General features: G+C 66.4%; 16 protein-coding genes. 8 read left to right on the top strand and 8 right to left on the bottom strand.

Annotation, left to right across the window (positions count from 1 at the left end; all coding sequences use genetic code 11):
- The first annotated feature begins 3 nt into the window (after positions 1 to 3).
- On the top strand, positions 4 to 2,655 hold the full coding sequence (locus ACFWZ4_RS16285; protein ID WP_439705712.1) for a tetratricopeptide repeat protein: 2,652 nt from the start codon (positions 4 to 6) through the stop codon (positions 2,653 to 2,655).
- Positions 2,656 to 2,714: 59 nt separating this feature from the next.
- Here the strand turns inward: ACFWZ4_RS16285 and ACFWZ4_RS16280 are convergent, their stop codons facing one another.
- Complete coding sequence (locus ACFWZ4_RS16280; RefSeq protein WP_439705711.1) at positions 2,715 to 3,794, bottom strand: TolB family protein; 1,080 nt, start codon at positions 3,792 to 3,794, stop codon at positions 2,715 to 2,717.
- A 378-nt stretch (positions 3,795 to 4,172) separates the two neighbouring features.
- Here ACFWZ4_RS16280 and ACFWZ4_RS16275 point away from each other — a divergent pair, with 378 nt between their 5' ends.
- A complete protein-coding gene (locus tag ACFWZ4_RS16275) occupies positions 4,173 to 4,613 on the top strand; it encodes a YidH family protein (protein ID WP_439705710.1) in 441 nt (146 codons plus the stop codon).
- Positions 4,614 to 4,809: 196 nt separating this feature from the next.
- Here the strand turns inward: ACFWZ4_RS16275 and ACFWZ4_RS16270 are convergent, their stop codons facing one another.
- Positions 4,810 to 5,439 carry a hypothetical protein gene (locus ACFWZ4_RS16270; protein ID WP_439705709.1) on the bottom strand — a complete coding sequence of 210 codons (630 nt, stop codon included), beginning with the start codon at positions 5,437 to 5,439 and terminating at the stop codon, positions 4,810 to 4,812.
- 43 nt (positions 5,440 to 5,482) lie between these two features.
- On the opposite strand from ACFWZ4_RS16270, the gene ACFWZ4_RS16265 reads away from it, so the two are divergent.
- On the top strand, positions 5,483 to 5,902 hold the full coding sequence (locus ACFWZ4_RS16265) for a winged helix-turn-helix transcriptional regulator (RefSeq protein WP_439705708.1): 420 nt from the start codon (positions 5,483 to 5,485) through the stop codon (positions 5,900 to 5,902).
- A 216-nt stretch (positions 5,903 to 6,118) separates the two neighbouring features.
- Here ACFWZ4_RS16265 and ACFWZ4_RS16260 read toward each other — a convergent pair whose 3' ends face one another.
- The gene (locus ACFWZ4_RS16260; RefSeq protein ID WP_439705707.1) at positions 6,119 to 6,562 is read right to left on the bottom strand and encodes a hypothetical protein; all 444 of its coding nucleotides are present in this window, start codon (positions 6,560 to 6,562) and stop codon (positions 6,119 to 6,121) included.
- Between the two features lie 420 nt (positions 6,563 to 6,982).
- Here ACFWZ4_RS16260 and ACFWZ4_RS16255 point away from each other — a divergent pair, with 420 nt between their 5' ends.
- From ACFWZ4_RS16255 to ACFWZ4_RS16245, 3 genes are all read left to right on the top strand, one after another.
- Positions 6,983 to 9,637 (top strand): bifunctional diguanylate cyclase/phosphodiesterase, encoded by a 2,655-nt coding sequence (locus ACFWZ4_RS16255; RefSeq protein ID WP_439705706.1) that lies wholly within the window; start codon positions 6,983 to 6,985, stop codon positions 9,635 to 9,637.
- Between the two features lie 190 nt (positions 9,638 to 9,827).
- A complete protein-coding gene (arr, locus tag ACFWZ4_RS16250; protein ID WP_439705705.1) occupies positions 9,828 to 10,259 on the top strand; it encodes an NAD(+)--rifampin ADP-ribosyltransferase in 432 nt (143 codons plus the stop codon).
- 281 nt (positions 10,260 to 10,540) lie between these two features.
- On the top strand, positions 10,541 to 11,320 hold the full coding sequence (locus ACFWZ4_RS16245; protein WP_439705704.1) for an alpha/beta hydrolase family protein: 780 nt from the start codon (positions 10,541 to 10,543) through the stop codon (positions 11,318 to 11,320).
- A gap of 68 nt (positions 11,321 to 11,388) precedes the next feature.
- Here the strand turns inward: ACFWZ4_RS16245 and ACFWZ4_RS16240 are convergent, their stop codons facing one another.
- Complete coding sequence (locus tag ACFWZ4_RS16240; protein WP_439705703.1) at positions 11,389 to 12,486, bottom strand: right-handed parallel beta-helix repeat-containing protein; 1,098 nt, start codon at positions 12,484 to 12,486, stop codon at positions 11,389 to 11,391.
- 809 nt (positions 12,487 to 13,295) lie between these two features.
- Here ACFWZ4_RS16240 and ACFWZ4_RS16235 point away from each other — a divergent pair.
- On the top strand, positions 13,296 to 15,476 hold the full coding sequence (locus ACFWZ4_RS16235) for an alpha-galactosidase (RefSeq protein ID WP_439705702.1): 2,181 nt from the start codon (positions 13,296 to 13,298) through the stop codon (positions 15,474 to 15,476).
- A gap of 24 nt (positions 15,477 to 15,500) precedes the next feature.
- Here the strand turns inward: ACFWZ4_RS16235 and ACFWZ4_RS16230 are convergent, their stop codons facing one another.
- The 4 genes from ACFWZ4_RS16230 to ACFWZ4_RS16215 all read right to left on the bottom strand — a co-directional run bounded on the left by ACFWZ4_RS16230 (position 15,501) and on the right by ACFWZ4_RS16215 (position 17,488).
- Positions 15,501 to 15,740, bottom strand: coding sequence for a hypothetical protein (locus ACFWZ4_RS16230; protein WP_439705701.1), 240 nt, complete (start codon positions 15,738 to 15,740; stop codon positions 15,501 to 15,503).
- 275 nt (positions 15,741 to 16,015) lie between these two features.
- On the bottom strand, positions 16,016 to 16,456 hold the full coding sequence (locus tag ACFWZ4_RS16225) for a hypothetical protein (RefSeq protein WP_439705700.1): 441 nt from the start codon (positions 16,454 to 16,456) through the stop codon (positions 16,016 to 16,018).
- A gap of 1 nt (position 16,457) precedes the next feature.
- Positions 16,458 to 16,757 (bottom strand): hypothetical protein, encoded by a 300-nt coding sequence (locus ACFWZ4_RS16220; RefSeq protein ID WP_439705699.1) that lies wholly within the window; start codon positions 16,755 to 16,757, stop codon positions 16,458 to 16,460.
- Positions 16,754 to 17,488, bottom strand: coding sequence for a hypothetical protein (locus tag ACFWZ4_RS16215; protein WP_439705698.1), 735 nt, complete (start codon positions 17,486 to 17,488; stop codon positions 16,754 to 16,756). The genes ACFWZ4_RS16220 and ACFWZ4_RS16215 overlap by 4 nt, the downstream gene beginning before the upstream one ends.
- Positions 17,489 to 17,990: 502 nt before the next feature.
- On the opposite strand from ACFWZ4_RS16215, the gene ACFWZ4_RS16210 reads away from it, so the two are divergent.
- Positions 17,991 to 18,377, top strand: a complete 387-nt coding sequence (locus ACFWZ4_RS16210) for a BlaI/MecI/CopY family transcriptional regulator (protein WP_439705697.1) — start codon at positions 17,991 to 17,993, stop codon at positions 18,375 to 18,377.
- The last annotated feature ends 2 nt before the right edge of the window (positions 18,378 to 18,379 follow it).

Genomic DNA, 18,379 nt, shown 5'->3' with positions numbered 1-18,379 from the left:
GGGATGGAAGAGGCGGCGGGTGCGCCGGACGGGCGACTGCGGACCGGCACCTGGCGGTTCGGCCGGGTCGTGCTGGACGAGGCGACGGCGCAGCTCCACGTCGCCGGCGAGCCGGTCCCGCTGGACCGCAGCAGCTATGACGTGCTGCTGGCCCTGCTTCGCCATGCCGGCGAGATCGTCACCAAGGACGAGTTGCTGGAGGTCGGCTGGCCGGGCCGCGTCGTCTCGGAAAACTCGCTGGCCAAGGCGGTCAGCCGGCTGCGCCAGGCACTGGCCGCAGACGGCGAGGCGATCCGCGTCGTCCACGGTTATGGCTATCGCCTGGCGGCAACGGTGCGATTGCAACCGTCCAGCGCTCCGCTCGTGGCGCATCCGGACGAGGCGATGCGGCTGCGCGAGGGCGACCCGGTGCCGCACCGGTCCGGCTGGCGGCTCGAGCACCGGCTGGGCGTGGGGAGTTCCGGCGTGACCTTTCTCGCCCGCTCGCCCTCGGGCGATGCGCACGCGTTCAAGTTCGCCAACGGCGAAGCCGGCGTGCACGGCCTCAAGCGCGAAATCACGCTGACCCGCTATATCCGCGCGGTCAAGGCGGACCTGCCCGACGTCGCGCTGGTGGTGGACTGGAACCTTCGCCAGCCGCCGTTCTTCGTCGAGTTGCCGTACTTCCCCCACGGCAACCTGGCCGACTGGGCGGCTGCGCAGGGTGGCCTGGCGCAACTGGACATGGCCACGCGCCTGGAGCTGTGCGCCAGCCTTTGCGAGACCGTGGCCGGGCTGCACGAGATCGGCGTGATCCACAAGGACCTCAAGCCCGAAAACCTCTATCCGTGCCGCGACGCGGACGGCCGCCATCGCATGGTGCTGTCCGACCTGGGCGCGGGCGAAGCGGCACTGTCGCCGCGCCTGGCCGAACTTGGACTGACCCTTACGCTTCTGGGCAGCGGCGAGGCGCGCGCCGGCAGCCTCATGTATCTGGCGCCCGAAGTCATCGCGGGCGAGGAACCCACGGTGCGCAGCGACGTGTTCGCGCTGGGCGTGCTGCTGTACCAGATGGTCGTGGGAAACCTGCGGCGGCCGCTGGCGCCGGGCTGGGAAAGCGACGTCGAGAATTCGCTGCTGCACGAGGACATCGCGCTGGCCGCCGCGTCGAACCCGGAACGGCGGCAACTCGATGCGCGCGCGCTGGCGGAGCGCCTTCGCACGCTGGAATCGCGACGCGGGCTGCGCGACCAGGAAGACCACGCACGCGCGATGGCGGCTCGCCGCGAGCAGGCACTGCAGCACGAACGCAGCCGGCGGCGGCTGTGGCTGACCGCGGCGGTCGCCGCCGGCATCGGGCTGGTGGGCGCCTTGGCGATGTACTTCCGGGCCGAGAGCGCACTGCGCGAAGCGGAGAACCAGGCCCGCCAGCACCGGGCCGTGCTCGCCTTCGTCAACCACGACATCCTGGGGCAGGGCGATGCCTACGGCGGCGATGACGCGGCGCCCGACATCACGCTGCTGGCGGCCGTGCAACGCGCAGCGAGCCACGTCGACCAGCGCCTGGGCGACGATCCGGCGTCAGCGGCGGCGGTCCATGCGATGGTCGGGACGGTGCTGTTCGCGCGCGACCAGCACGCCGCGGCCATCGACGAACTGGAACGCGCGCGTGCGCTCTATCGGGACGCCGGCAACGACGAGGAGGCGCTGATCCGCGTGGAGACGGCGCTGTGCGACGTCCACCGCATCGCCAGCGATTTCGCGCGCGCCGAGGAGGCGTGCATGGCGGCGTGGAAGCGCGCCCGCCGCACGGGGTCGGACCTGCCGCTCGCCTCGCTCAAGCTGGGCCAGCTGCGCACCGAGCAAGGCCACTACGCCGACGCGCACGCGCTGCTGCAGCCGCTGCTGGCCCAATCGGCGTTCGCCGGAAACAACAAATACCTTGGCGAACTGCGCTGGGCACTCGGGCTCGGCGCGCGCAACAGCGGGCGATTCGACGAGGCGCGCCAGCATTTCGAGGCGCTGCTGGCGCTGTACCGGAAGGCCGGGTCGGAGAGCACGTGGTTGGGATGGGCCTACAACTCGCTCGGCAGCGTGATGGTGGAAACCGGCGACTATGCACGCGCGGAGACGACCCTGCTCGCCGCACGCGAGGCGTTCGCCCACACGCAGGGCGAGGGCGGGGTGGAGGCGCAGATGCCCAATATCTGGCGCGCCGAGATCCGCCTGCGCCAGGGCCGCTGGCATGAGGCCAGGGCGATGCAACAGGCGCTCCTCGACGCCTGGCGCGACACGCTCAGGCCGAATCATCCGCTGCGCCTGCTGGCGGAGGCGAACCTGGCCTGGGCCGAGGCGGGGGACGGCATGCGCGAACAGGCGCACGCCCGGCTGAAAGCGGCGCTGCGCGACCGCGCGGTCGTGTTCGACCACCCGCGCGACCGCATCGCGGAGCGCACCTTGCGCTGGATCCGCGTCGCGATGGCGCTGGGCGACCGCGCGGCCGGTGATGAGTTATTCCGCGTCCTCGACAAGGGGCTGGCGCGCGAAGATCCCGGCCCGATTCCGATGCGTGTGAAGGCGCGCTGCCTGCGCGCGGAATGGTCGCTGATGCAAGGTGGTAGGTCTCTCCCTGCCGAAACTTGCGAAGCCACAAGGGCATCGGCGACGCCGATGTGAAAAACCGGCACCAGAGTGGACTTTGAAAGTCCACTCTGACTCGAAATTTTTTTGCACTCTTACGGATGGAACCACGCGCCGAGGCCCGCCCCGCCGTGGATGACGCGCGTCACCGTGTAGTTGCGCAGGTCAATGATCTGCACATGCGCTTCTCCCGCTTTCTGCTTGGTCACCAGCACGCGGGTGCCATCGAAAGACCAGTCGAATGGTTCGTAGTCGGCTTCGGGGTCCGGGTTGACCTGGATCGGGTGCAGGTGGCTTCCGTCGGTGTGCACCACGTAGACGTGAAGGTAACCATCATCCGATCTGGAGAAGGCAATCTTGCGGCCGTCCCTGGAATACAGCGGCGAGAAACCGTAGGTCGGCAGCGGTCGCAAAGTGCCGGTGGCGAAGTCGATCACCTGCAACGGGTCGCCTTCGTAAACGCCATGCTTGCCATCCGGAGCGATCGTCAGATGCCGAATGCTCCCAGGGATCACCCGTCCGGCGATCTTCACTACTGCGCCGGTGGAAACGTTGACCCGGTAGGTATTCGAAAACGACCTGCTACCGTCCACGCCCTCGTCAGTGTCGGCCACGACGTAGACGCTATTGCCGCTCGGCGACCATTGGGGCCGCGACAGCAACATGTAATCGTCGGTCGCGCCCGTCGGACGCGGCGGACAGAACAGGATGCGCTGCTGCGTGCCATCGGGGCGGACGGTGCCCAGGCAGTAATGGGATGGCCGGTTGTCGTCCGTGATGAAGGCGATGATCCCGTTGGGACCCCAGGAGGCGCCTCTGTGCCTGCCGGGCCCGGTGGTGATCTTGCGCAGGTTGCCGCCCTGCCGGTTGACCACATACAACTGTGCCGGACGGCCGACGTTGGGTTCGGTCGCCGTGTACACGACGGCGGCGCCGGCGGGCGACCATGCGGGGTCAAAGTTCTCGACTCCATAGGTGAACGGGGCGAGCCGTACCACGTCTTCCCCGGATGGCTTCACGCGGCCCAGTTCCATGCGGAAGGTGTCGGTGACGGGTTCATAGAAGACCCGCGTGAAAAGGATCGCGGCGGTGTTGGTCTGTGCGACAGCGGATGAGGCGCCCAGGGCAGTGAGCAGGAGGGCGAACACCGAACCGGCAAGCTTGTGGGTTTTCATGGGTGAACCTCCCAGACGGTAGTCCCCTGATTCGGTTCGTGCGGTCTGGGTCCGGCCCCCTGAATGCGGCTCTTCTGCTGGGCTCGATCGCCACGCAAGTTCTTGCGGCGCGAAATGGTGCTTCAGCTTTTGTGAGCGTCTTGCATTCGTTCCGGAGCAGGTCGCTGAGCGGTCCGCGCCGATAGGCGCGCCTTTCGAGCAAGAGGTTCAGGGCCCTTTCTGCCAACCGACGATTAGCGGAATCGGAATCTTCTGTTCGGAGCGGTGGAGGGGCACCCTCTTGCGGTCTCACATGACCAAGCGCCATGACGGCATAGGGTCCCCTTCCTGGTCCCGGGAAACGCATTCCCGGTCAGTGCATCAGGCGAGGAACGTGACATGAGAGGCACCCGGGAAAAAGACAGCGCGCCTGCCAGGCTCGCCGAGAGCGCGATCAAGTTGAAGGACAGTGCGGTCCAGCAGACCGACAGTGCGGATCGCCGGACGGAACTCGCAGCGGACCGCACGATATTCGCCGCCGAGAGGGCCTACGCGGCGTGGGTCCGGACCGGACTCTCGGCACTGGCTGCGGGTGTCGGCGCCAAGGCCCTGCTGAAAGACGTCGTGGATCCGTGGCTGGCCAGCGCGACGGGTTCGGTGCTGATCCTTTTCAGCGGCTTCTGTTTCCTTGCAGGGGTATGGCGGGAGCTTGATCCGGGTGCACCACCGCCCCGTCCCGACATCCGCCGGCTACCGCCTTGGCTCTTGGTCAGCGTCAACGGATTTCTGGTCTTGGTGGCACTCGCGGCGCTCGTTGGCATCTGGGTCGTTCGTGCTTGAACAACCATGAGGGAAAGGGGTCCAGCCCATGTCCGGCGTCTGTGAAAGCGCTGGACGACCGTGTTGTTCGGCCCCGAGCCTGCGACCGGATCCGCGTGGTGGAGCTGCGTTGGTTGGACCTCGACGCCCGTTCCGACGCGCGCTTTTCGGTCGGCCCTGCGGTCGCTCGCAGAAGCCGAACGCCTTGCCGACCACATCACGAGCCAGCGCCTTCCGATGGCGACCCCGACCCTGGTTTTTTCATCCGCACATCCGTCGCGACCCAATTGAGTTCCCAGGTCTTGCCACCGTCGTCGGAGAACGACTGCTCGAAGCGGACCGTGTCCGCGTCGATCGGCGTGATCACGAAGCGGACGAAGACGGCGCGTCCGTCGAAGTCTTCCTGGTCGTAGAACTCGCCACGGCCGTTGGCGAATCCGCCGATCGTCGGCTGGCCCAGTGTTCCGCTGCGGCTGCTGGCGAAGTTGAGACTCCACTGGCGCGACTGCGGGTTGTAGAGGCGCAGGTTCAACCCCTCGAAGTGGCCAGTGGGACCATCGGCGGTCAGCTCGACCAGGTTCGCACGGCCGTTCCAGACCTTGCGCACGGTGGTCACGCCCTCGTATTCCACCCATTCGTCGGACCCCGACAGGGGATGCACCAGCCGCTTGAGGTGGGTCTTCCATGTGCCGATCTCGAAATCGAAATCGTGCGGGCCGTCGCGCGGTGTCTGCGCCGGCATGCGGGTGGGTTGCGCTTCCGGTCGCGCGAAGAGGGGCAGGGCCGGCAGGCAAAGCAGCCCGAAGGCGGCCAGCCACGGCAGGAAAGCACGGGAAAGGCTCGGCATGGCATGCTCCAACGCGGTCGGTGACTGAACGCTAGAGGCAGCCATGCACAGCGACAAGACGGCACCCCGAGGTGCGTATCTGTTGGCGAAACCACATCCGCTCGCCGGTTGCCCACTGCATGCCGCGTTCGTCGCGGTCGGCGGCAAATGGAAGCTCACGATCCTGTATTGGCTGGCGCGCGAACCCAATCACTTTTCCGGACTGCTACGCCGCGTCGCTCCCATTTCGCACAAGGTATTGACCGAACAACTGCGTGAACTGGAAGCCGATGGCCTGGTCGAGCGGCAGGTGATCGGACCGGTGCCAGCGCCGGTGAGGTACCGCTTGAGCCGTTACGGTGAGTCGGTGCTCCCGCTGGTCGAGCAAGCAAGGGTATGGGGCCTGGCGCACCTCGAACGCGTGCGTGGTCCCCGCGCGGAACACCCGACGGCGGGAGGGTCGTCTCTCGGTTGTGGGGAGTGAGGGCGGAACAAAGCGCGCGTGATCGAGAGCCGGCAGCTGCAGTGGAACGGGTCGGTTACAACGAAACCTCGTTGAGGCGTACGAGATCGCAACGTCGGAGCTGAAGCTCTACGAACGCGCTTGCGATGACGTGCCGTATCCGATCTCGTGGCCAGCTTTCGAAGCCAGAGAAGCCCGAATGAACGAGCGTGTTGATTGCTGGGCGGTTTTATTCGTTCAACGATGGCCACCCACCGCTTGCGCAAGCTTCGCACCCGCGGCCAGGCCGAACGCCAGCGCGGCGTAGGTCACCACCATCGAGCGCTTGCTGAGCACCAGCTCCCACCCGGGCGTGAACCTTTTCGGGGTGACACCGTAGTCGATGGCTGCGGCGACCGCGGACGTCACGCAGGCGCCACGCAAGAGCGTGCCTGCGGTCGATGGCCGGTGCCTGGCGCGCCAGAACTCGAAAGGCAGCGCCCAGAAAACGGCCGACGCGTAGTGGGTCGCGAAGCCGAGCAGCGTGTGGCTGGCATCGAGCGCGTCACACCCGGCCGCTTTCTCGCCATGCAGCCAGTGGCTCGTCGCGTTGATGGGTTGCAAGGGGCCTTTGCCCTCGGCTCGGGCCAGCAGCGCCAGGGCGGCCACCGAAGCGAGGCTCGCTACGGCACCGGTGACCACGGCGCTTACGGGGAGTGGAGGGCGGTCTCTGTCCCAGTTCGTTGGCATTTCCATCGGGCACCGCCTTCTCATTCGTCGCGTGTATGCCAAGACTGCGTAACCCCCGGTCTGGGCCGCGTGAGTCACGCGCTGAACTCCGATGAAAGCAGCCTCGGCCTTGTCGCGGGCGAACCATTGGATGGCAAAACAGGGGCAAGGCGAGGTGCCCCTCGGCAATCGCTCAGCCCGCGACGGCCCTGGTCTGCCCGCAGTCCAATCCATCCCTGCCGATGGGCAAATCCTGTCGTGGCGTTTGCAGCCGTGGAAGGTATCGCGCAGCCCTTCCTTCTGTGGACCGTATTCCCGGAAGCCTCACTTTCCCGGGATATGATCGCGGTGCCCGCCATAGCCTGGCGGACCGGGGCTTGCCGAGGGGAATCCGTGCCACCGAAATCGACCGACCGACGTCTCCTTGCGCCGCAAGTCGTCGAACAGGATGCCCTGCCACTGGCCAGCCGGGTGCCGGGTGTGCTCTGGGGACTGATTGCGGTCGGCTGCGGGCTTCTGCTGACGTTGTGGCTGTACCGGATCCAGGCGCGGCAGTGGCAGGCGGCGCAGCGTGATGCCGTAGTGGCCGAAGCGGAAAAGGGGACGGTCCAGTTGCGGGCGAAGCTGCGCTCGGCCGAGCTGCTGCTGCGATCCCTGCAGACGATGTTCCTGGTCTCCGGGAAGATGGATGCGGATCAGTTCGCGCGCGTGTATGCCAACCTCGATCCGCGTCGTGAATTTCCCAGCCTGCTCGCCGTGGCGTACGTCGCCCGCGTGCCGCGGCCCGACGGCGACCATTTCCCGACCACGCTGGTCGCGCCACTGGACGGCAATCGCAACTTGCTGGGGCTGGACGTCGTCGACCAGCCGGCCAACATGCAGGCCTTGCTCGACTCGCGCGACACGGACCGGCTGGCCGTGTCGGAGCCGTTTCCGCTCATACAGGACCTGGGCGCCGGCGGGCATAGGCAGGGCATCACGATGCGGTTGCCGGACTTCGGGCCCGGCGCTTTGCTCGACTCGCCGGCGGCGCGCCGGCAACGGCTGCGTGGCTCCATCGCGATCTCCTTTCGGATCGCCGACCTGATCCGGACCGGCCTGCCGGCACCACTACTGAACGCGGCGCGCATTTCGGTGACGGATATCACCCGGTTGCCGCACGTTTCGCTTTTCGAGTCGCGCGCCGGCGCGCCAGGAGCGGCGCCGGCGATCGTCCATCGCTTGCCATTTGGGGGACGCACCTGGGAACTGGCAGTTTTTCCGACGGAGGCGGACAGCAGTCCGCCCTGGCCGCAATCGGTGGCGCCCGCCGGGATAATCGCCAGCGTGTTGCTCGGCCTGCTGGTCTGGTCGCTGACCGACACGCGGCGTCGCGCCGTGGAACTGGGGCGGCGCCTGGGTGAGCGCTACCAGGAAAGCGAAGAGCGCTTCCGTACCCTCAACGAGCTGCTTCCCGCGCTCGTGGTGCTTGCCGACGCCGCGGACGGGCGCATCGTCTACGCCAACCAGGCCGCGCGAGGGCGCCTGGGGGAGAGCCTCGCAGGCAGTTCGTTGGCCTCGGTACTGGAGGTGGACGAGGTCGAGGTGGAACGGCGTCTTGCCAGTCCGGAGACCGGCGCGGTCGAGCTGGCCCTTCACGATGCAGCCGGCGGACGCTTCTGGGCCAGCGTGTCGATGTCCTGGCTGATGCTCGATGGACGTCCGCAATGGGCCATGGTCGCCAGCGACGTGACCGAGCAGCGCGCGCTCACCGAGCTGCTCGGTTACCAGGCGACGCATGACGAGCTCACCGGCCTGATCAACCGGCGCGAATTCGAGCGTCGCCTGCAGCGGGTGACCCGGGACGTTCGCGAGTCGCCACCGTATGCCGCCGTGCTTTTCATCGACCTGGACCAGTTCAAGCTGGTCAACGACACCTCCGGGCACGTGGCAGGTGACCAGCTCCTGCTGCAACTGGCCACGGTGATGCGCGCGCGGCTGGGCGAAGAGCATGTTCTCGCGCGGCTGGGAGGCGACGAATTCGGCGTGATCCTGGCGGGACTGGATACGCCCGCGCACGCCGCGGAGCTGGCCGAGCACCTGCGCCGCGGCCTGGACGGCTTCGTCTTCGTCTGGGAAACCAAGAGCTACATGGCGAGCATCAGCGTGGGGGCCGTCATGATCGATCGTCCCGGCGCGCCGTTGGCGGAGTTGCTCGCCGCCGCCGATACCGCCTGCTACATGGCCAAGGAGCAGGGGCGCAACCGCGTGCACTTCTACTCCGAACGGGACGAGCAGAGCGCGTTGCGGCGTGGCGAGATGGAGTGGGCCAACCGTCTGCGCTGGGCGGTGCAGGAGCAGCGCTTCGTGCTGACCTACCAGGAGGTTCGTGCGCTCGGCGCCGAGCCGTCGGGGATCCACGTCGAGCTCCTTCTTCGCTTTCGCGACGAACACGGCGAGCTGGTGTCCCCCGGGGCATTCATTCCCGCGGCCGAACGTTATGGCCTGATGCCGCTGATCGATCGCTGGGTGATCGAGACCGCGCTGGCCAACGTCAACCGGTTGCATCCGGCGGGCGCGGCGCTACGCATGGTGGCGATCAACCTGTCCGGCGCCAGCATCGACGACGAAACGCTGGCCGAGCGGATCGTCGAGCTGCTGCGCTTGCACGACGTGGCGCCCGGGCGCGTGTGTTTCGAGATCACCGAGACGGTGGCGGTACGCAAGCTGGCGGACGTCATCCGCTTCGTGACCCGGCTGCGGGATGCCGGTTGCCGCGTCGCCCTGGACGACTTCGGCGTGGGCATGTCGTCGTTCTCCTACCTCAAGCATCTGCCGGTGGACATCCTCAAGATCGATGGCAGCTTCATCCGCGACATGCTCAGTGATCCGATCAGCCATGCGATGGTGCGGGCGGTAAGCGACATCGCACACCGGCTGGGCCTGGTGGTGGTCGCCGAGTGGGTGACCGACGAGGCGGTCATGGCGTCGTTGCGCGATCTAGGCGTCGACATGGCGCAGGGCTTTTCGCTGCACCAGCCCGAGCGCGTCATGTTCCAGCGGGACTGACCAGCCACAGTCGCGGCTGTCGCTCGAGCCTGCGAGTCGCGTGGCGCCGCCGACGCGAAAAAAAAAGGAGGCGCACCTGCGCCTCCCACCAAGAATTTATATCAGCCACCGGGGCTTGCGGCAAGGCTCGCCGCCTGGCCTAGGATCGCCGCCCTGCCGATTGGGCAGCAAGCGTGGCGGGCGCCGGACGATGCATGACGACGCGTGGATTCCGGTTTCGCATGACAACTGCATGCGGGTGGAAGGGCCGTTCTATCACGGCACCAGGGCGGACCTTTCGGTCGGCGACCTGCTGACTGCCGGGTTCGTTTCCAATTACGACGATCGGATCGTGATGAACCATGTGTATTTCACGGCCGTGCCCAAGGGAGCCGGTCTGGCCGCGGAGATGGCGCGGGGCAAGGGCAGGCCACGGGTCTATGTCGTGGAGCCGACCGCAGCGTTTGAAGACGACCCGAACGTCACGAACAAGAAGTTCCGCGGCAACCCGACGCGGTCGTATCGAACCGCCTCGCCGCTGCGGATCGTGGGGGAGCTCGAAAGCTGGGAGCCGTATGACGCGCAGTTCATCCGGGACCTGAGGCGTCGCGTCGAAAGCGGCATGGGAGAGATCATCAATTGATAGCGGCCAGGCTGCGTGATGCCAGCGCCGCCTTCGATCGCGCATCGTGTGCCGGTATCCGCTGCGGCCGAAACCTGTAGTCTTTCGCCCGAACGGCAGGCCGACGCGGCTAACGCGCCGCTTCCGACGGCCCGCTCCGCACGGGAGGACGCATGAACAAGCACGCGCGACAAGGCCTTCTGGCCGTCGGTTTCCTTCTTGGTTTGAACTGCATCGCCAGCCCGCAGGCACGTCCGGCTTCCGCCGCCGAACACAGCCAATCTGCTGACAAACGCGCGTCGATGCAGACGATGGGAATCCCCAGCCACGGCAAACGGATGAATGCGCTGGTGTACGTCGCAGCAGGTGCCGGCCCGCACCCGGCGGTGATCCTGCTGCACGGTTTCCCCGGCAACGAACGCAACCTGGACCTTGCGCAGGACATCCGTCGCGCCGGTTGGGACGTGCTCTATTTCAACTACCGCGGGTCATGGGGTACGCCGGGCGATTTCTCCTTCAGCCACGGCATCGAGGATGTCGCCTCGGCATTGGCCTACCTGCGGCAGCCAGCCGTGGCGAGGAAGCTGCGACTGGATCCCGCGCGCATCGTGCTGATTGGCCACAGCATGGGCGGCTTCATGGCGGTCCAGGCAGCCGCGGCCGACCCCCGCATCCGAGCCATCGGCGTGATTTCCGGCGGCGATCTCGGTGGGGAGTTTCTGCATTTGCGGCGCGAAAACGCCAGCGCGAACGCGACCGGGAAAATGGCCGCCGCCCTGGCCGACGAAGGCATGGCCCCGCTGCATGGCTGCACACCCGATGGTCTGGCGCAGCAGGTGGCCGCGCACGCCGCCGATTGGATGTTCACCGCCAAGGCGCACTCGCTGAAGGACCGCAACGTGCTCGTGGTCACCTCCGACGACGGCCTGGCCAACTACAACGATGCCTTCGCCGACGCGCTCCGCAAGGCGGGCGACGGTCACGTCACCGCCACGCACCTGGCCACCGATCACGCCTATTCGGATATGCGCACCGAACTGTCGAAGACCGTGCTTGCCTGGCTGGCCGGATTGGCGCCATAGGTCGCGAAGGAAAGCGAAGAAAAAAAAGGGCAGCCAAGGCTGCCCCGTGGAGTACACGCTGGTGATGCTTAGCGGATATAGGTGTTGTACTTGGCGTTGGAGAAGATGTTGTTCGACACCTTGATGTTGTACACGTTCGCGCCGAACTGCAGGTCACGGCTCAGCGAACCGCCGTCCTTGGTCGCGGACATGTAGCGGGTGCTGTTGTACTTGAGCGTGTTGCCGGTGATCGACCAGTCGTGCGACTTGCCGCTGGGGCGCACGCCCGCCAGGCCGTTCCCGGTCATGGTGTTGCCGGTGACGGTCACGTAGGGGGCGGATACACCGAGAACGCCGAAACCGCGGTTGCCCTTCATCGTGTTGCCGACGATGGCGATGTCGGAAATGTGGGCGTGCATTTCGATACCGTTGCCGTTGTTGCCGGCGAAGGTGTTGTTCTCCAGGCGGATGGTGTTGGTGTTGCCTTCGGTCATCGGCTCGATGTCGATACCCGCTTCCGGCGCCGTGCCGTTGGTGTTCTGGAAGGTGCTGTTGACGATGTAGACGTGCTGGGCCGGACCGATCGACAGGCCCTGGCGGCGGTTGTTGCTCGATACGACGCCGTTGACGGTGACGTAGTCCGAACGCACGTGCACGCGCTTGACGTCCTTGGCGCCGATCCAGATGCCGTCGCCCCAGAAGTTGGAGATCTTGATGTTCTTCAGCACGACGTTGGTCGAGGCGGTGACGTTGACGCCGTAGCCCCACTCGCCCTTGGTGCCCTTGTGCTTGACGCGGTCACCGATCAGGTTGCCGCCGACCACGCGCACGTCGGTCGCGTTGTAGACCTGGATCAGCATGTAGCGGCCGGCGCTGGTCGGGATGACTTCCAGGGTGGCGGCCGGGTCCATCTTCAGGCGGGTGTGCGAACGCAGCTTGATCGGCTTGGTGGCGTTGACCATGTAGTGGCCAGCCGGCACGAAAACGGTGCCGCCGCTGGTCGGCAGCGAGTCGACGGCGGCCTGGATGGCGGCGGTGTCGTCATGCACGCCATTGCCCAGGGCTCCGAACTTGTGCACATCCACATAGGCGCTGCCGATGACGGTATGCGGCTTGGGGTTCCACCAGTTGGCTGCAACCGAGGGCGCGGCGACCGCGGAAAGGGCCAGTGCGGTGAATGCCAGCATCAACGGCTTCTTCACAGAGCGCTTCGCGGTGACGGACGTACGAGAAACGGTCGCAAGCTTTTGGTTTTTAACGAAAACGTTCATGGTTAGGCAGGTCTCAAGTCTTTTGTCGGGTCAAACTTCGTCACGCGAAGCTCACGACAAAAATGCACAGCCTTCACAAGGCTGAGCAAGCTCGACAGCGGAACCTGAATGGCAGATTTATGACCACGTTGGCAAAAAGGGCCCGCTCGACCCGTGGGTCTGGCGGGGCGGCTGAGAACCGCATCACACAAAAGCCGGCGACCGTTCAGGCGGAAGTGGTCACGCGTAGCACGAACCGGCGAAGCGGGAGCCAGTCGAGATAGTCCTGTTGACGGACACCGCGAGCGAGCCTTCCGCGGCAAGCATCAGGGTCTGCGGCAGCAAGTCCCTGCGCAGTTGCAAGCGTGAGGCGATGCGTCGTCTCGACGAAGGCCCACGCGCGCGGCGTGCTCGACGCAAGGCGCATGTTGGCGATCGTGGACGAGGACAACGCCGCGTGCCTCCGGCTGCTGGAAAAGCTCGGCTTCCAGTGCGATGGCGTGGTTCGCGTGCCCGGTTCGGAGCACGCTGTTTGTCGTCGGCTTGGAATAGCGGTCCGGCGCCTGGTTTGCGGACGGCGCGAGAAAGACCGGGTGCGGTTCGATCGGGAGTCTGGGCACGACATGAAGCGTTCCGCTCAGTGCGGACGCGGGCGAGCGCGATCCTTGCGGCCGGCCATGCGCTGGCATCGCCTGTCGACAAGAGCGACCATCCGGTGAATCGCGATCGCGTTATCCGGAACGCTCATGACCCTTCGTCCTGCATGGGCCTGCCTCCTACTCGGCCTTCTGGCGGCGTGGCCGCCGGCGACCTGGGCCCAGTCGTCGCCGATCCGTATCGGCAACCTGGACAACCGGATCGCCGTGCGGGACGGGGAATCGGCGCCGGAGCTGCTGGAACTGGCGCGCCCTGGTGGCGTCGCCTGGCAGGGCGCCGCGGCCGCGGCCCTGATCGGGCACGCCGATGTCGAGGGCAGGGAGGTAGCGCTGCACTGGCGCTTCGATCCCGACGCCAGCCGTCACGGGGCGGACGCCGCAAGCCTGGTCTACGAGGATCGCGCCGCCGGACTGCGGTTGCGTTGGGACTGGCGCGCGCGGGCTTCGCACGGTCCGCTCGAGCACGTCATCCGCATCGAGAACCGCAGCGGGCATCCCGTCCGGCTTCCGCTGCAAGCCAGTCTGCAGGTCGCCTGGAAGATCGCGGCGGGCCAGCCGCTGCAGCTGGTGTGGATCGACAAGGGCGCCGGCGAGCCGCCGCCGGTGGGGACCCACCGGTTGCCGATCGCCGATGGCCACGACTGGCGAGGCACCTCCAGCACGTTCGCGCATCCGCGCCCGGGCGAGGCGCGCGAGATCATTCCCTGGTTCCTCGTCCGCAGCGATGACGCAGGCATCGGCGGTTGGTACGTGGGCGTGGAATTCAGTGGTCGTGTTGCGATGACGCTGGCGCGAAAGGGCGCGAAGCTTCAAGGCACGGTCGGGCTCGATCCCGAGCCCGGTCCGTTCCGCACCCGCCTCGCACCCGGCGAAACCTTCACCACCCCGACGGTCTTCGTCGGCGCCACCGACGGTGATGTCGACGATACCGGCAACGCGGTGCGGCGCTGGGTGCGCGAGGTGCTGGGTGATCCGTCGACGCTGGCCGATCCGGCCTATCCGCTGGTGACGAACAACAGCTGGGGCAGCGCGATGGCGATCGACGAGGCGCAGGCGCGGCGCATGATCGACGATGCAAAGCGGTTGGGCTTCGAGATGTTCCACCTGGACGCGGGCTGGTTCCGGTCCGTCGGCGACTGGCACGCGGACCCAGCCAAATTCCCGCACGGCGTGGCAGCGTTGTCCGATTACGCGCACCGTCGTGGCCTGAAGTTCGGGCTCTGGGCGGACTGGGCCCAGGCGGGTACCAGCTCGGCGAAGGGTGCGCTCGACGTTGCCGATCCGAAGGTACGCGACTGGTTGACCACCGACCCGCCGCCTGGCTGGAAACCCACCGAGTTCAAGGGCATGACGATCGACCTGGGCGTGCCGGCGGCACAGGCCTGGGCGACCGGGGAGACCGATCGCCTCGTGCGCGACTACCACCTCGACATGCTCGAACACGATGGCTACGTCGTCGCGCAGGGTTGCGACCGCGACGATCATCCGCACGCGCCGGCCGACCCCGCCCGCATCCGGCGTTACCGCGATGACGACTTTCTCTGGGTCGACGGAAGCAACGCGACCGACGTCAGCCTGCACGCCACGCGCGCGTACTACGCCATCCAGCAGGCGCTCAAGCGCCGGCATCCCGGCCTGCTGCTCGAGGTCTGCAACGACGGCGGGCGCATGGTCGATTTCGGCAGTGCCGCGCACGGCGACTACTTCTCCATCGTCGATTCCTACGACCCGCTGTCGAACCGGCAGGCGTTCTACGACGCCAGCCACGTGTTGCCGCCGGCCATGCTCGAAACCTATGTCAAGGCGTGGCCGACGCCGCGGATCGAGAATTTCCGCTACATGCTTCGCAGCGGCATGATGGGCTGGTTCACCGTGATGATCGACACGAACCGCTGGACGCCCGCGCAGCACGCCGCCACGGCCAGGGAGATCGCCTTCTACCAGTCGACGCTGCGGCCGCTCATCCGTACCGCAGATCTCTATCACGTGGGGCCGCGCCCGGACGGCAAGGGCTGGGATGGCACCGAGTATTTCGATGGCGTACGCGACCAGGGCGTGGTTCTCGCGTTCCACGGCAGCGATCCGGCGCCCGGCGTGTTCCGCTTCAAGCTACGCGGATTGCGCGCCGGTCATCGGTACCGCGTGCTCTTCCGCGACCACACCTCGCCCGATCGCGTGGTCGACGGGAGGGAACTGATGGGTGCCGGCCTGGCGGTAAGCTTGCCGACGCCGGAATCTTCCGAGCTGGTGGTGATCGAGGGCGTCCGCTGAGAGCGTCGACACCCTGGGTCGCCTTCAGCCGGAGCAGCCGCCACAACATATGCTTGGCAACTGCACCACCTGCTCCGTCTGCACCGTCCAGCCGGTTCGCTGCAGGACCCCGATCAGGTCCTTTACGGGCACCCAGGACGATATCCGCATGACCAGGCCGCTCATGTCGAGATCGACCAGCGCGCTCGGGTCGATGTCGAACATGGCGTCCTGGACCACCTCGAGGCGAGGGCTGGCATCGGTGACTGCGATATGGAATTCCATCGTGCGGCCTCGTTACAGGCATGTCGTTTTGCTGCACCGCATGCTTTCCGATCGACGCGCTTGTCGTCTTGATCCCGGTCAGGTCGATGGGTGAAACGGATCGGTGGGGCCAGGTCGAGCTGGTCGCCCGCCGCAGCCGGGGTACCGACGCTCCCCCGACCACCTGTGGTGACGCCGGATCGCTCGCTTTCTGCAGGTAGGTGGCAATACCGATGCCTTCGCAGCGTTACCGGGAATCCAATCAGCGGATGAATGGCGGACGTTCGCCAGCACCGCTATCCGTCACCGAGCACGTCCTCGATCGTCACGTCCTTGCACGATGCGAAGGCGCCGGTGACGGTCACGGTCACCTGGTTGAGATAGAACCCGCCGGCCGGCTTTATCCGGACTTCGAGTCCGTCTTTAGTGGCGCGTGCGGTAAAGCCGCCGTTGCCCCGCAGGTTCTGGAATCTTGCGCTCTTGATGAGCCAGGTGGCGTTTTCGAAGACGATGTCGCACGCGGATAGCGGCATCGCGTAGAACGCGTTGTCCGAAATCGACACCCTGTCGCACGCCGTCCTGCGCTCCGGCTCGAGCCCTCGCTGGGACGCCGCCGCAAGGAATGCGTCGCCACCGAACTGGACCTTGCATGTCCTTTCCGTTTTCCCTGCCGGCGATCCCGCTGCGGCGGACATGGCGAACGACAGGAGCACCGCAAGCGCGGGGAGCGGGTGCATGTCAGTTGGCCTTGATCGGCGCAACGTCCAGATACTGCTGGTCGGGCACTACCAGCTGCAGGCGCTGGACGCCGTTGATCATGATGACCTGGTTGCCCGGCACGGCATTGAAGTAGTACATGCCGTCGGATCCGGTCACATAGCTCATGCAGCCGCCACCGCTGTCACACAGGCTGACGGTCGCACCAGCCATCGGCACGACCCCGTACTGGAGCGTGATGTCGACTCGGCCGCGAACGACGGTGACCGCGGCCGCATCCGTGCAAGCGAAGACCAGCAACAACAGAAGCCACTTTTTCATTGGGCGTTCCCCTGGGACCGGGACACCGGCGACGTTGTCGGGGATGGCGGGCGCGCCTCATCCGCCGGATCCGGATAGGTCGCCAGCTGGCTCCCGTTGGTTGCGCCATAGGCGTTCCTCAATACGATCCACACCGGCTGGGTCCCGATGATCTGGCGTGACGGATAGTCGAACCGGACCTTTTCCGAATCGTTGAGATCCAGTACGACCGGATCCAGCGCGGGGAGCTGGAAGCGCGCCGTGGGAAACTTGCCGTCCGAGAGGATGACGCGGAAGGTGATGTCGCTGGCGGATGCCTGGATCAGCGCGGGCTGGGTTTCGACGCGAACCTGGGGCAACGTTCCGCCATCGACGGGCAGTACGTTGCCGCTCGCGTCGCGAAGCCGGATGGGTACCCGTACCGTCCATGCCTGGTTGTCTTTCAGGGAATCGGCGATGCGCTGGGCGTCCTTGTCCGCTTCGTTCATCAGGAACAGGTAGGTGAATATCGACACCGCCAGCAGCACGACGTAGGTGGCGGTGGAGCCGACGACCTTGAACGTAAGATTCGCCTTTCCGAACATGCGCCCGTCGGCGCTCCAGCCCCCCTGGGCTTCTCCTTCCTCGGGCGTGGCGTTGCCGGTCGCGTCCGCCGGGCGCTTGGGGGTAAGTGCCTTGTAGAGCACTGCGGCCGGAACCAGGGGGATCAGCAGCAGTGCTGCGATGGCAAGCAGGGCGCCTATCGATGCCATCTCGAACTCCTTACCGGTATTTGCCGGACCGGTCGGTCGTCCATTTGTAAAAGGGGCTGCCATGCCGGCGGGGGGGCATTCGACAGGCAGCGCCGAAGGGATGCGCGATCGCTGCGGATTGGAGAACGGCGTGCGTTGTCGACGGGACAGAAAACATGGGTCTGTCTCCATGGCTCGATGTCCAGCGGATCGAGAAACGAACGCCGTTGCCTCAAGCACCCCTCACTCGCGGCGGAAGTTGCTCCACGGTATGTAGACGGATTGTGTGTTTCGGCGGCCGAGTTTGCTGACGTGGTCAAGGCGCTTCCGTGGGATGCGGCTGCCCACGTCGGGTTCGCAACGTCCGGGGGCAACCCGGCCGGCTCGCGGAGTTCCGGTTCGGCCGAGGCCCGTTTTCTGCAACCCCTTTCCAGAGGGCACCAGCGAGTGGCACAGGGCGTCTTCAGGGCGTCGTTGACATCTACTAATCAGATAGTACTATCTGCTTAGTAAGGAGGATCGCATGACGAACGTACGCCCCACCGAAGGTGAACTGGCCATCCTGCAGGTACTGTGGGACCGCGGCGAATCGTGCACGGTGCGCGAGGTCCACGAGACGCTCTCGCGCCACAAGGACACCGCCTATACGACGGTGCTGAAGATGATGACGATCATGGCCGAGAAGGGCCTGGTCCGCCGCGACGAGTCCGAGCGCAGCCATCGCTATGCCGCTGCGCATCCGCAGGCGAAGGTGCAGTCTGCGCTGGTGAAGGACCTGGTGCAGCGTGCGTTCTCCGGTTCGGCGCTGCAGCTCGTGCAGCGGGCGCTGGACGTGGAGGGCGCCAGCCGCGAGGAACTCGACGACATCGCGCAGCTGATCGCGCGCGCCCGCAAGCAGCGCGACCGCTGACG

Source organism: Frateuria sp. GZRe12, assembly GCF_051900535.1.
GTDB lineage: Bacteria > Pseudomonadota > Gammaproteobacteria > Xanthomonadales > Rhodanobacteraceae > Frateuria_A.
Note: the sequence above shows the minus strand (reverse complement) of the source record. Positions and strands in the feature narration are given on the sequence as shown.

Excerpts from the sequence above, each read along its gene's own strand:
- ACFWZ4_RS16230 (WP_439705701.1), bottom strand. The coding sequence starts at position 15,740 with ATGGAATTCCATATCGCAGTCACCGATGCCAGCCCTCGCCTCGAGGTG.
- ACFWZ4_RS16275 (WP_439705710.1), top strand. The coding sequence starts at position 4,173 with ATGAGAGGCACCCGGGAAAAAGACAGCGCGCCTGCCAGGCTCGCCGAG.
- ACFWZ4_RS16235 (WP_439705702.1), top strand. The coding sequence starts at position 13,296 with ATGACCCTTCGTCCTGCATGGGCCTGCCTCCTACTCGGCCTTCTGGCG.
- ACFWZ4_RS16210 (WP_439705697.1), top strand. The coding sequence starts at position 17,991 with ATGACGAACGTACGCCCCACCGAAGGTGAACTGGCCATCCTGCAGGTA.
- ACFWZ4_RS16215 (WP_439705698.1), bottom strand. The coding sequence starts at position 17,488 with ATGGCATCGATAGGCGCCCTGCTTGCCATCGCAGCACTGCTGCTGATC.
- ACFWZ4_RS16225 (WP_439705700.1), bottom strand. The coding sequence starts at position 16,456 with ATGCACCCGCTCCCCGCGCTTGCGGTGCTCCTGTCGTTCGCCATGTCC.
- ACFWZ4_RS16285 (WP_439705712.1), top strand. The coding sequence starts at position 4 with ATGGAAGAGGCGGCGGGTGCGCCGGACGGGCGACTGCGGACCGGCACC.
- ACFWZ4_RS16240 (WP_439705703.1), bottom strand. The coding sequence starts at position 12,486 with ATGCTGGCATTCACCGCACTGGCCCTTTCCGCGGTCGCCGCGCCCTCG.
- ACFWZ4_RS16220 (WP_439705699.1), bottom strand. The coding sequence starts at position 16,757 with ATGAAAAAGTGGCTTCTGTTGTTGCTGGTCTTCGCTTGCACGGATGCG.
- ACFWZ4_RS16245 (WP_439705704.1), top strand. The coding sequence starts at position 10,541 with ATGCAGACGATGGGAATCCCCAGCCACGGCAAACGGATGAATGCGCTG.
- ACFWZ4_RS16265 (WP_439705708.1), top strand. The coding sequence starts at position 5,483 with ATGCACAGCGACAAGACGGCACCCCGAGGTGCGTATCTGTTGGCGAAA.
- arr (WP_439705705.1), top strand. The coding sequence starts at position 9,828 with ATGCATGACGACGCGTGGATTCCGGTTTCGCATGACAACTGCATGCGG.
- ACFWZ4_RS16280 (WP_439705711.1), bottom strand. The coding sequence starts at position 3,794 with ATGAAAACCCACAAGCTTGCCGGTTCGGTGTTCGCCCTCCTGCTCACT.
- ACFWZ4_RS16270 (WP_439705709.1), bottom strand. The coding sequence starts at position 5,439 with ATGCCGAGCCTTTCCCGTGCTTTCCTGCCGTGGCTGGCCGCCTTCGGG.